Here is a 12,503-nt window from a genome sequence, read left to right on the forward strand (position 1 = left end):
ACATATTTAGTTGGCAGGCTTGGCTAAGCCAAAATAGAACACATCGAAGTACTCGATAGCGGTTTGATCAATGTCATCGACACGTCGCCAATCGCTAATATCCATGGCGGCATTGACCGCTCCCTCAAGCATATTTTGCATGATGGCAGCATCCACGCTGCGGAATTTGCCCGTTTCCTGGCCTTCCCGGATAAATTCACCCAGATTATTACTAGCGGCTTGAGTGCGCACAAGAACACGTCGCCGAATCGGGGGCGGCAATGCGGTAATCGTGTTGTAACGTATCAGCGGGCCAAGGTCCGAGTTCTGAATATGGAAAACTTGCCGACAAGCTGTGTCTAGCTTTTGCGGCGCAGACATTGTGCTGTTTCGAATGTCATTGTAAATGGCATCGGTCAAATCCAGCGAGTGCTCGTAGCATTGCGTGAGCAGTGCTTCCTTGTTTGTAAAATGGTAATAAAACGCACCCTTGGAGACCTGCAAATGCTCGGCTATCTCATCAAGGGATGTGCCGTTGAAACCCTTTCGGTTAAAAAATCGTGTTCCGGCTTTAAAAAACGCTTCTTGCTTGAGACGGTTTTGAGCTTCGCGATCAAAGCCTTTGGCGGGAACAACACCTTCAGCACTAAGCACGTGGTCGTTGGGCCTGTAATGGGCATCAGGCGTGAATAAGCCATGTTTAACAATGTCCCTGAGCGCGGCTCCCGCCAGTACGGCATCCTCACGAGGCATTTCATAAAGCCAATAAAATGACCAGTCTAAAGCTCCAATCAGCGCCCGTGTTGTAGCGGTGGAGTGACAGGGGCGTATGACCGACATGTCGATGCCGTCACGTATGTAGGAGCGGATACGCATGAACATGCGCAAATATTGAGCAATGAGCGCCTCACGGTGCTCATCTTTTAAAGACGCAAATTCTAGGGGCGCTGCGTAGTAGTCTCCATGACCTGACAGCGCTTTTAGAATGGTGGAGATATGTTCCTCCATGAACAGGAGCACCCGTTCCAGAGGGTCGTCAGTCGTTGCCTCGATTTGATCAAGGGTGCTGTGTGCTTGGCGCATAGCAGCGTCATAGCATTGATAAATGAGGTCTTCTTTGGTTTTTACGTAGTAATAAAGGCTTGTCTTGGTCAATCCTAGTTTATCGGCGACATCGCTCAGCGTGGTGGATCGGGCGCCCTTTGTATTAAAAAGCTTCGCCGCTCTCGATAAAATCGCACTGTGCTTTGCCTCGTGCTGAATACCGCGATTGAAGGGCGATCCGTTGTCTGTGACGTTTGCCAAAATAAAGTCATTCGCAAGATTCGATTTTTTGAACTTTAAGTATTTTTTTTGTCCGTGTCCATGTATGAGTGTTTTATTTGAACTGTAATGCCCTCTAGACTACTCAAGAGGCGCTTAGGGAGCTCTTTCTTTTATGACATCAACTATTTTATTTGAGCAAGAAGCGGGAATTGCGACGCTGCGATTTAATCGGCCGGATCGTCGCAACGCCTTGGGTCGTGAAGAGCTGTCCGGTATTCAATTGGCACTGGGCGCGCTAAAGCCCGAGACACGAGTGCTAGTTATCACCTCTGCATCCGGTTCTACGTTTTGCGCAGGCGCCGATTTACAACAGATCCGTGCCGGTGAGCTCGATGGCGATCAGTTTCAACAGGTGACTAACGAGCTGGCTGATTTATCTATACCCACCCTTTGCGTCATAAACGGTAATGTATTTGGAGGTGGCTGTGAGCTTGCGATGTCCTGTGATTTTAGACTGGCTTCTCAAGACATAAAAATGCGAGTGCCGGCCTCTGCCATTGGTTTGTGTTATCCCATTGAGGGTATCGAGCGCTTTGTCAGTCGATTAGGTGTGTCTGTGGCGAAACGTATACTTGTAGCGGCAGAGGAATTTTCTGCCGAGCAAATGCTGGAGTTTGGAATTGTTAGTCGGTTGATCAGTAGTGACAGTTTGATCAAGGAAAGCAACCTCACGGCCAAAATGCTCGCACAGCGCGCGCCACTCGCTGTGGCAGCGATGTTAAAAGTTATTCGTCAGGCAGAGCGTGGCCGCATCAATTATCAGGAAGCTCGGGATTTGGCGGCGATTTGCTCCGACTCAGACGACCTAAAAGAAGGTCTGTTGGCTCAAAAAGAGCGACGGCCAGCGGTTTTTAAAGGTTGTTAGGCGATTGCCGGTGCAGTGAGCACTGGCGTCACGTCCAGCGTTGAAGTGCTGCTACCGCATTCCTAGCAAGTTCTTCAACGTCGTCATAATCCTCTCGAGACAGGGTGATTTGCCCAACTGCTGCGGCTTGCTCAATGTCATTCAAAGCTTTGGTCAGCTGTGTAGCACCGATATTGCCGCACATAGACTTCAGGGCGTGGGCGTGTTGTCTTAGCACTTCGGTGTCGTCGGTATTTACCGACGAGCGAAGATCGGCCAGGCTGATGGGCAATTGCGCATTGAAAGATGCGATGACCTTTGCGAGCAGTGCGACACCTGCAGAGCCTGGATTGATGGCCAATATCGATTCTATAACGTTCTCGTCAATGGGGCCTTGAGCGGCGGAATGCTCTGATGCGACGCCCTTAACGTTTTCATTACTGACTTTATGTGTCAGCGTTGCACTAATTCGGTTCTCTAGCTGGGTAACGTTGAAAGGTTTGGTCATGAATTCATCCATGCCTGAATTCAATGCCTGCTCGTATTCCTCAGCGCGGGCAGCTGCAGTGAGCGCTATGATAGGTGTCCTAGGGTAGTCTCTCTCAGATTCTATTTCACGAATCAGCTTGGTGGCCTCAAAACCATCCATCACTGGCATTTGGCAATCCATGAGTACCAGGTCGAATCGGTGGCGCCTAAAAAGTGTGACTGCCTCCAGTCCATTTTCGGCAAGGCTCGACTGAAGACCCATAGATTTCAGAATTTCCTGCACTAAGATCTGGTTAACTTTATTGTCCTCAACAACCAGCACGTCGGCATTGATTTGCAAGGCGGGGACGGCTGCCACGGTTTGCGGCGATTTACTCGACAGCGCCTCCTCGAGGTTGCTTGTGGTAATGGGCCTGTGCAAGCCAATCCAGTGTTGGGAATGTAGACGTGGTGACAAGCTTTTTATTGAGGTGGCAAGAATTCTTTTAGCGGAACTCAGGTGCAGTTCAATATCGTCAAGTTCGCTGGGGTTCAGAAGTTGATCGATGATTAGCGCGTCACAGGAGACCTTATCAATGGCCTCAATACTGTTGATGGCAATGGTACGGTAGCCAATCAAAGCGGCATGCGCGGCCGTACTCGCTCTGAGGTCCTCATCGTCTGTGAGTAGACCGATAGTTCCGCGATTCAGTGTTGGTCTAGCCTCCGCAATCTCTAAAGGGATGGTGACCAGAACTCGGGTGCCTACGCCAGACTCCGGGGTGTCAATCGATAAAGCACCTCCCAAAACTTCAGCGAAATTTCGGCAAATAGTTAGCCCGAGTCCCGTCCCGCCATATTGCCTAGTGGTACTGGTATCAGCCTGAGTAAACTTTTCGAATACGCGAGCCCGAGCATCATCAGGTATGCCCTCTCCGGTGTCGTCAACCACCATTCGAATATCCCCGGAGGGCTCAACCCCTACAGCAACAACAATGCGGCCCGATTCGGTAAACTTGATCGCATTACCGACTAGGTTTGTAATGATTTGGCGTATTTTTTGCGGGTCGCCTCGGTAGCTTCCGGCCAGAGAAGTATCGGGAATGAAATCTAGTTTTAGCCCCTTTCTTTGAGCCGGTTCACCCTGCAGGTAGCAAACTTCATCAATCACGCTGATGAGGTCAAATTCAACCGATTCAATATCCATTCGGTCGGCTTCAATTTTGGCTAAGTCCAAAATCTCGCTAATAAGATGCAGTAGGGTTTTTCCAGAGTTAAGTGCTGCTCGAGCGAAGCGACTTTGCTGTGGTGTTGTATCCGTTTTTAGTAAAAGCTCATTCATTCCTATAATGCCGTGCAAAGGCGTTCTAATTTCATGGCTCATCACGGCTAAAAATTCTGATTTGGCAACATTGGCAGCTTCAGCGGCTTGCTTCGCTTCCTCAAGATCTATGGTTCTCTCGTTGAGTCTGAGTGAAAACTCTAGCTCTCTTCGATGAGACTGTTGGAGAGTTCTTTGCATCCACAATCCGATTCCCGCAACCATCAACGCTAGGAACACCACATAGATTGCGTAAGCTGTCTTTGAGGACCAGAAGGGAGGCCGAATCACCAATGGAATTTGGAGGGCATCATAGTTCCAGTCGCCCATAACTCCTTTGCCAGCAAGTTCAATAAGATATGATCCCGCAGGTGGAGCTGTAATGCTTAGGGTTCGGTCGTTACCCAGATCAACCCATTTGTCCCCGAGCCCGCTAATCCTGTACTTATATTTAATTTCGGACGGGGCGATATATTCGGCGCCAAACATTTCAATCGTGACAATCTTGTCGTCGTAAGAGAGATCTAGATTGAGGTCTGATATGTCAGCTGAAAGGTCTATCGCCCTGTTCAAAAGAGATATTGATGCGATGCCAATGCGGATGGGTTTCGCTGTTTCTTCCGCAGAATAGGCGTCGACAATAGAAACGCCTCGAAAGCCGCCAAAGTATATTGTCCCGGAACTCGACCCATACGAAGAGCCGCTAATAAACTCACCAATATTCGCACCGAAGGTGTTTTTATAATTTCTGGCGTCCAATGTAAAAGGGTTAAATCTAGTGAGTCCTTCATTGTGAGATAGCCAAAAACTTCCCGCATTATCTCGGTGGATTCCCATCACGGAAATACTTGGTAAATTGAGATCTCTCGTCACATTGTTTACTGCAGTAACGTTCAAGCGCTCGTCTCGTTGAGCTTTCATGAGCCCATATTGAAACGTCCCCACCCAAATTGCGTTGTCGTCTCCATGTTGAAGCTCGACAGGGTTTATATTTTTTGTTGTCGTGCCGGCATCAATCAAAAACGTGGAAAAATCTGTGTCGGTTATTGTGGAAAGGTCTGCTGATAACTTCGCAATTCCTTGCTCGTTGCCGACTAATATGCCGCCGTCGTGATCCATCAGGAGGGTGTAAATGATGTCGCTGATCCGACTGCCAGCAAGGGAGCGCACGGTGCGGGACACTTTTCCGTCGCTATTAACTACGCTAACACCCCCACCATAGGTTCCAACAACAAGGCCTGTATCTGGTAGCGCCAGTAGAGAAGTTATAGCCTCGCTATGCAATGCATTGTCTTCGAGCGGGCCGTACAGAACCTTCGTTAGCTTGTCCCCTGCAATGTCGTAGCGGAAAAGGCCGCTGTCAAAGGTTCCAATCCATGCAAGGTTGTTGTCAACCGCCACAGCGGTTGCAATGCCCTCTGGAAGGTCTGGATGAGTAAAGTGATTGATGTTGCTAAAGGAGGCTTCGCCTGGGGCTAAATAAGACACGCCGGCATCAGTTGCGAGCCAAAGTACCCCATCTTTTGATACTGTGATTCCGTTTATGGTGTCACTTTGAAGGTTGCTGTTGGAACTATTAATAATTTTCGCCGTGCTTTTACGACCATGGGCTAGGCCGTTTGTGAGGCCTATCCAGTAGGTTTCATCGTCAGTTTTATATATTGATCTGACTTCAGTTTCAGCCAGTCCAGAATTGAAGTCGGTATAGGACTGAAAGGTGCGGCCTTTGTCTGTGGTTACGGCTAAACCTTTGCCCGTTCCAATCCAAGTGATTTGATCGTCGTGGTATATCTCGTAAATTGTGTTGGAGGGCAGATCCTCAGCGGTTGGGCCCGCTAATATTCGTCTAGTTTCAGACGTTTTTTTGTCTACAACAAATACTCCGGAGCCGAGAGTCGCGATCCATAACTCATCTTTATTCTCGGCTATTTTAAACAGGTCGCTGTTTCGAAGTTGCTGTGAGGAGGATGCGCTTTTAAATATTGGTTTCTGGTTTTGCCAAATAACTTCAAAAATTCCTGCGCCATCGATGAGAGCATATAATTTTTCTCCATCTACGGAAAAATCTACGACGCTTACATCATCTGAAAATTGCGGCTTTGGTAGCTCAAAATAGAAAAGCTGAGAAGTTTCAGGTCTATACACACCGACTTTTCCAGCAAGGCCCAGCCAGATTCTTCCCGATGAATCGATTTCGAAACCTATAATGTCATCTTCGAGATTGCTTAGTGCTGCCGGAGTGCTTAGTACTTGACTCGTTGAACTGAGGGTTTGAATAGCTGATCTGGTAGCGATCCAAATCTTTTTGTCTGGGGTTTGCCTGACGCCCAATATTCTGCCGGGAGCCAAAGTCCCCTCTTCAAAAAGTTGGGGAATATATTGCTTAACCTCCACGCCATCATATCGGTTCAGTCCTTCCTGAGTGGAAAGCCAAACCATCCCTGAAGAGTCCTCAAATACATCAGTGACAATAAAAGAGGTTAGTTGTCTTGATGCAGGCGAGCTCCAAAAGAGGAATCCGGGGGCATCATTCGCGGGATTGGACCAGCTGAAATGTGCAGTCAGCAGTAAAAGCGCTAGGAGATGAACCCTGGTTACTGTAACCATAATGTTAGGCTGCTTTTGGTGTGACTTGAGCTCAGTATACCGCTGTAGCATCACCAATGGGTAAAGCACCCTTAGGGTTACCTAGGGGTGCTTTGGCGCTCCCGAACAGCCTAGACATCAATCATCTGATGACCCAACGAGATCCTGCTTGGCTGGCGTCATTTCGAATGACCCAGCGCGAACCTGCCTGGCTGGCGTCGTTACGAATAACCCACCGCGAACCTGCCTGGCTGGCGTCGTTCCGAATTACCCAGCGAGATCCGGCTTGGCTGGCATCGTTCCGAATGACCCAGCGAGATCCGGCTTGGCTGGCATCATTGCGAATAACCCATCGCGACCCTGCCTGACTGGCGTCGCTTCGAATAACCCAGCGCGAACCTGCCTGACTGGCGTCGTTCCGAATTACCCAGCGAGATCCGGCTTGGCTGGCGTCGTTCCGAATGACCCAGCGAGATCCGGCTTGGCTGGCATCGTTGCGGATAACCCAGCGAGAACCTGTCTGATCAACTTTGCCTATATTCTTGACCGCAGCAGTATGTTCGGAATTTTCCATGCTGGGGTGTGTCGCCCATCTGAAACCCGAGCGCCGGTTGTCTGCCGGTAAATTTACCGCTGGACCCACGTCGTGGCTGGTTTCAGCCCAGCGAAATCCATTGTGCGGCGTGTCTGCGGCAACACCGGCAGCGACATTGCTTATTGCAGTGACGGCCCCGCGGAGATCGTCGTCCGCATAAGCCGTGCCAGCTGTTAACATCAGTGCTGTAGTGCACCTTGCGATGGTCTTAATCACTATCATGTCTATAACCTCCTAACAGGTCTGACGCTTCTTTTTTTCAGTCGCTCGCTCAGAGCAAAATGTGAACTGGTTCTCAGATATTACGAAGCTGCGGTGTGTGTAAACACCGTGGGAATAACCCAAATGGGGTAGTGAATAAGTGCGATGGGCGAGGGTTTGCTTGCGGTACTTTTATTTTGAGGGAGGAACCCCTAACCGCTTAAGTTTTTGCTGTTCGTCTCGGTAGACCGCGGCCCAATTGAATGGCACGTCTGGTTGTTGAGGTGATTCAGTCGTTGGGTCGAGCCGCTCAAGATGTGCTGCAACCCCCCAGCGGCGGTCGGTGCTCACGCCCAATGCGGGGAGATTTTTTTCCACCATCAGAGGCATATTGGGTAAGGAGGGTGTTCCGTCCTCAAGCCGTTCTGCGGGTCCGTACAAGCGCTCTGTGCCTGCTAAAGCGGCGCTTATATTCAGGTTTTTTTGTTCGCAGTTGGTTTCACCTAATGTCAGGGCGCGGGAGCCGCTTACTCGTCCTGCACCTTGAATGAAGGGGCTGTAGGCAAGCTTTCCGGCTCGGCTCAAGGCGGGTTGAGCGCTAGTGACGAGCAAGCATTTGACGTCATCGTTAGTGAGTTCGGGTTTGATTTCGAGCAGCAGTGCAATCAGTCCCGAGACAACCGCAGCGGCTTGAGAGCTGCCTGTGGCCACATACTCCCCAGAGGATAAAAAGTAGTTTGGGTTTTCAATTGCCAAAGAAGAATCAGGAGGAATCAGACCACTGATGTGACCACCGGGAGCGACAAGGTCAGGCTTGATCAGGCCCTCGAATGTTGGGCCACGGGACGAAAAGTTTGGAATATAGTCGTCGCGCTCGTCACCGGGTGTCCATGAATCAGTGATGGCGCCAACGGTAATAACGTAGGGGTTGTTGCCGGGCGAGCCTATTGTGCTCCAGTCTGGACCGTCGTTCCCTGCTGCAACGACAACTGCAATGCCCGCTTCCCATGCTTTCATTACCGCTTGGTTCATGGGGTCTGCCCAATATTCACTGCGTGGCGTAGCGGTCAGCGACAGATTGAGTACTCGAATATTAAATCGTGCTTGATTAGCGGTTACCCACTGAATACCTCGAATGATATCCATGAAGTCGCCATCCCCGCGAGGTGAGATCGCAGTGACGGGTATGAGCACTGCGTTGGGGGCTAGTCCTTGATATTGCAGGGGCTCTCGATTGGCAACGCGTCGACTGCTGGCAATGATACTGGCCATATGTGATCCATGACCTCCATCATCGTGCAGTTCTAAATCGATGCGATCCCCAATAGCATCATAATGGGCAGCAATGCGACGTTCGCCGAGGGCGTTGTGAGTCAGTGCCGGTATATCCCATAGTCCGGAATCAATGATGGCAACACCAACGCCCAACCCGGTTAGCCCTGCTTCGGCCAATAGTGTTGCTCCGGCTTCTTTTGAAAAGTAAAAGTCTTGCTGTTTGCCGGCATAGGCCGGAATAAGCTGTGTTTCACAGTCATCAAGACCTAGGGAAATTTCAAAGTCATTTTGCGTTAGTGATTTTGATGGCTTTGAGAATTGCATTGCAACCAGTGACGAGCCGGAAGGCAGCATGTGGTTCAGCTGTAGCGGTGCCCCCGATGTAATTTTGACGCCTTGGTTTGCAGGCGTCCCTGACATCTCTGTGCTCACCGAAAGAGTCGCATCACCCAATGTTTGGGGCCAAGAGGCATTAATCCACTTGAGGGGTTTCGGGTTATTGGCAAAATTGAAAATCCGCCACTGTAGAGACTGAGGCGTCAACTTAACTTGTAAATCTCCAGAGACGAGGCAGTCTCTGTTGTCGGGCAGCTTCGGTGGATTAAAGTCTTCGGTAAACTTGTCGACCCCTTTTATTGTCGCTAATTCAGGAAGCATATCAGCGCCGATAACTCCGCCAACCCCATGAACGATTGGTAGGTCGTGGGTTACCTGCCCCCCTAAATTTTTTATGGCTTGACGTAAATGTTCGGCGTTCTTTCCTTGGAGTAAAACTTGTATCGACTGGTCAGCAGTTAATGCCGTCATTTCGTCTTTGCCAGATATGGAGGAGGACAAGATGAGTGCGAAAACGGGTAACAGGCCCCAGGAAATTTTCATTGCTGCTTCATGATTCTTCAATGCGATACATGTGGCTGAAATCCACATCCAGCATCTCAATCACCTTTGGTAAAGGTATAGGTTTTGCCAGTAGAAAGCCTTGGAGGATGTTGCAGTGATGACGGGTTAAAAAGTGCGCTTGTTCCTGAGTCTCAACACCCTCAGCCACTACGTCAAGATTCAGTGCTTCAGCCAGTGCAAGTATCGCTCGGACAATACTGTTACCACTTTCATTGCCGAGGTTTGCAACGAAGGCTTGATCTATTTTCAGCGTGTTGACAGGAAAGTCTTTTAAATAGCTCAGCGATGAATAGCCGGTTCCAAAATCATCAATAGCCAGCCTGAAGCCCGCTTTTCGCAGCTCATGGAGCTTAAGCAGACTATCGTCGGCGTCAGACATAATAACGCCCTCAGTAAGCTCGAGCTCAATTTCATTATTTAATTGCAGCTCACTAAGACGAACTTTTAGGGTCTCTAAAAAGTTAGCTTGAGTAAATTGTAAGGGCGACAAATTGATGCTTATAGTGAGGTGCGACGGAAAGGCCGCTTTCAAAGACTGAATATCAGTGTCCACGCGTTTAAATATCCAATCGCCCAACTGACTGATAAGCCCACTTCCTTCAGCCAGTGGTGCAAACAGCGCCGGCGAAATGGCACCAAGCTCCGGGTGACTCCATCGCACCAAAGCTTCTACGCCAGAGATTCGGCCTGACTGGGTGTCAACCTGAGGTTGATAGACCATAAATAATTGATCAGGGCTTTCGAGCGCGTCGCGGAGATCAGCTTCCAGCCGGAGCTTTCTTTCTGCATCGTCGGCCAGTGAGTCGTCATAGAACCGGTAGCGATTTCGCCCCGACAGCTTTGCTGCGCTCAGTGCGATGTTGGCTCTGCGAATTATGGCCTCAGACTCGACGCCATTTTCAGGCGCCACTGCAATGCCTACGCTTGCAGATAAGACGAGATGGTTTTCTCTAAATATCAATGGGGCATTGAGGGCTTCCAGAATCATTGTGGCAATCGCTGTGAGTGCCTGACTGCTCTCAATGTTGCGCACTATAATATTGAACTCATCGCCACCGGGGCGCATAAGATCAATGGTCATTTCCTTTAAATCGCCGCGGTCGATTGTTTCGTGGGGGTCGGGTCCTCGAGGTGCAAACTCCCTCAAACGCTCTTCAAGACGTGTTGCTACCACTCTTAATAGACTATCGCTAAGCGCTTCACCTAAGGGATCGTGTATCCGCTTAAAATGGTCCAGATCAACCATAAGCAGGCCCATGGAGCGCTGATGAGCTACCGTCTCGTCTAGGCTTTGTGTGAGTTGGTCTACAAAGCTGCGTCGATTGGGTAGAGAGGTAAGCGGATCATAGTATGCGAGTGTTCTCAGCTGCACCTGCTGCGCTTTGAGTGCAGCAAATGCCTCGGCGGCTCTCAGCATGTACTTAACATCCCGCGACAGTAGAGCCCAATTGATAGGTTTGGTCTTGTACTGTGTTGCACCAGCCTCAAAGCCCTGATCAATAGAGCTATTGCCGTTGGCCCCTGTTGCAATGAGTATGGGAACGTTTTGTCCCTTCTCTGTTTGTCTGATGGCTTTGCAAACCGCAAAGCCATTTAAGCGAGGCATATCGACATCTAAAAAAATAAGGTCAGGCTGCTGTTGTGCAAATAACGCTAGAGCTTCTTGGCCATCAATAGCCTCAAGAACCGCCATGCCTGCCGATTCCAAGCACTCTCTCGCGAGCAGTCTTACCGTTGGGTCGTCATCGCAGACGAGAATCGTGGCAGGTGCGTCCAACGGTTTTTCGTTATCTATGGGGTCAGTTAACACAATCTCGAGCGACATTTCGGGGTGACCGAATAATAGTAGCACTGTCAGTGCTGCGGGCCACTGCAAACAACTGGAGTTGTGCTAACCTTCCACTATCAAATTTTCCCCAGTTATTAAGCAATGACCATTGCCCAATCGCAGTTGATAAAAATCCGTGAACAAGTTCAGGAGCATCTGAATCGCAATCAGCGGTCGGAGACATCTCCAGAGCGTAAAGCAGATCTAGAGGCGGCTATCCGAGCGTTGCTGCAGCGTGAAAACGCGGTGATTGTTGCTCACTATTATACCGCGCCAGAAATCCAGGCTCTTGCTGAGGCCACAGGAGGGTGTGTTTCCGACTCCCTCGAAATGGCTCGGTTCGGGCGCGATCACCCGGCAGAAACACTTATTGTGGCGGGTGTCCGATTTATGGGGGAAACCGCGAAGATACTGACACCCCATAAGCGGGTTTTAATGCCCGATATGGAAGCGACTTGTTCGCTAGATTTAGGGTGCCCAGCCGATGAGTTTGCTGCTTTTTGTGACAGCCACCCAGACCGTGAAGTGGTTGTTTATGCCAACACCTCCGCGGCGGTGAAGGCGAGGGCTGATTGGGTGGTGACCTCAAGCATTGCCTTGGATGTTGCTGAGCACCTTGCCGCTGAAAACCGGAAAATTATTTGGGCTCCCGACAGGCATTTGGGAGATTATGTCCGCCGCTCTACCGGCGCAGATATTTTAATGTGGGACGGCGCTTGCATTGTGCATGAAGAATTTAAAGCTCGTGGCATTGCAGATTTGAAGCAGGTTCACCCGGAGGCCGCAGTTTTGGTGCACCCAGAGTCTCCCGCATCCGTCATTGAAATGGCGGATCATGTGGGTTCGACGACCCAAATTATCAAGGCCGCGCAGTCCATGGAGCAAGACACTTTTATCGTCGCAACTGATCAGGGCATATTTTTCAAACTGCAGCAGGCGGCACCTGAGAAGACTTTCCTCATTGCGCCCACAGCTGGCAATGGAGCCACGTGTCGCAGTTGCGCGAATTGCCCTTGGATGGCAATGAACGACCTTGAGCGCCTTGCACTGGTGTTCGAAAGGCCAGACAACGAGATTCAGATTGATCCGTTGCTGGGACAGGCGGCTATGCGACCTCTGGATCGTATGCTGTCATTCGCGGAGAACCTAAACACGGGCGTGGTTGGCCGCGCTTAAAAAG

At 50.1% G+C, this 12,503-nt stretch carries 7 protein-coding genes; 2 read left to right on the forward strand and 5 right to left on the reverse strand.

Going from position 1 to position 12,503, the window contains the following annotated elements; genetic code table 11:
• Nucleotides 1-6 precede the first annotated feature (6 nt).
• Nucleotides 7-1,284 carry a TetR/AcrR family transcriptional regulator gene (locus tag ACMAZB_RS03665; RefSeq protein WP_435219445.1) on the reverse strand — a complete coding sequence of 426 codons (1,278 nt, stop codon included), beginning with the start codon at nt 1,282-1,284 and terminating at the stop codon, nt 7-9.
• A gap of 133 nt (nt 1,285-1,417) precedes the next feature.
• Here ACMAZB_RS03665 and ACMAZB_RS03670 point away from each other — a divergent pair, with 133 nt between their 5' ends.
• Nucleotides 1,418-2,170, forward strand: coding sequence for an enoyl-CoA hydratase/isomerase family protein (locus tag ACMAZB_RS03670; protein WP_435214545.1), 753 nt, complete (start codon nt 1,418-1,420; stop codon nt 2,168-2,170).
• 28 nt (nt 2,171-2,198) lie between these two features.
• Here ACMAZB_RS03670 and ACMAZB_RS03675 read toward each other — a convergent pair whose 3' ends face one another.
• From ACMAZB_RS03675 to ACMAZB_RS03690, 4 genes are all read right to left on the reverse strand, one after another.
• On the reverse strand, nt 2,199-6,545 hold the full coding sequence (locus ACMAZB_RS03675) for an ATP-binding protein (protein ID WP_435219446.1): 4,347 nt from the start codon (nt 6,543-6,545) through the stop codon (nt 2,199-2,201).
• 121 nt (nt 6,546-6,666) lie between these two features.
• On the reverse strand, nt 6,667-7,341 hold the full coding sequence (locus ACMAZB_RS03680; RefSeq protein WP_435219447.1) for a hypothetical protein: 675 nt from the start codon (nt 7,339-7,341) through the stop codon (nt 6,667-6,669).
• A gap of 171 nt (nt 7,342-7,512) precedes the next feature.
• On the reverse strand, nt 7,513-9,474 hold the full coding sequence (locus tag ACMAZB_RS03685; protein ID WP_435219448.1) for a S8 family peptidase: 1,962 nt from the start codon (nt 9,472-9,474) through the stop codon (nt 7,513-7,515).
• Nucleotides 9,475-9,481: 7 nt separating this feature from the next.
• Complete coding sequence (locus tag ACMAZB_RS03690) at nt 9,482-11,320, reverse strand: two-component system response regulator (protein ID WP_435219449.1); 1,839 nt, start codon at nt 11,318-11,320, stop codon at nt 9,482-9,484.
• A 105-nt stretch (nt 11,321-11,425) separates the two neighbouring features.
• Between ACMAZB_RS03690 and nadA the strand changes: the two genes are divergently transcribed.
• Nucleotides 11,426-12,499: a quinolinate synthase NadA gene (gene nadA, locus ACMAZB_RS03695; protein ID WP_435219450.1), complete on the forward strand. Its 1,074-nt coding sequence runs from the start codon at nt 11,426-11,428 to the stop codon at nt 12,497-12,499.
• The last annotated feature ends 4 nt before the right edge of the window (nt 12,500-12,503 follow it).

The organism is Luminiphilus sp. nBUS_07, from assembly GCF_051201685.1.
Classification (GTDB): Bacteria; Pseudomonadota; Gammaproteobacteria; order Pseudomonadales; family Halieaceae; genus Luminiphilus.

Excerpts from the sequence above, each read along its gene's own strand:
- ACMAZB_RS03675 (WP_435219446.1), bottom strand. The coding sequence starts at position 6,545 with ATGGTTACAGTAACCAGGGTTCATCTCCTAGCGCTTTTACTGCTGACT.
- ACMAZB_RS03680 (WP_435219447.1), bottom strand. The coding sequence starts at position 7,341 with ATGATAGTGATTAAGACCATCGCAAGGTGCACTACAGCACTGATGTTA.
- ACMAZB_RS03690 (WP_435219449.1), bottom strand. The coding sequence starts at position 11,320 with ATGTCGCTCGAGATTGTGTTAACTGACCCCATAGATAACGAAAAACCG.
- nadA (WP_435219450.1), top strand. The coding sequence starts at position 11,426 with ATGACCATTGCCCAATCGCAGTTGATAAAAATCCGTGAACAAGTTCAG.
- ACMAZB_RS03670 (WP_435214545.1), top strand. The coding sequence starts at position 1,418 with ATGACATCAACTATTTTATTTGAGCAAGAAGCGGGAATTGCGACGCTG.
- ACMAZB_RS03685 (WP_435219448.1), bottom strand. The coding sequence starts at position 9,474 with ATGAAAATTTCCTGGGGCCTGTTACCCGTTTTCGCACTCATCTTGTCC.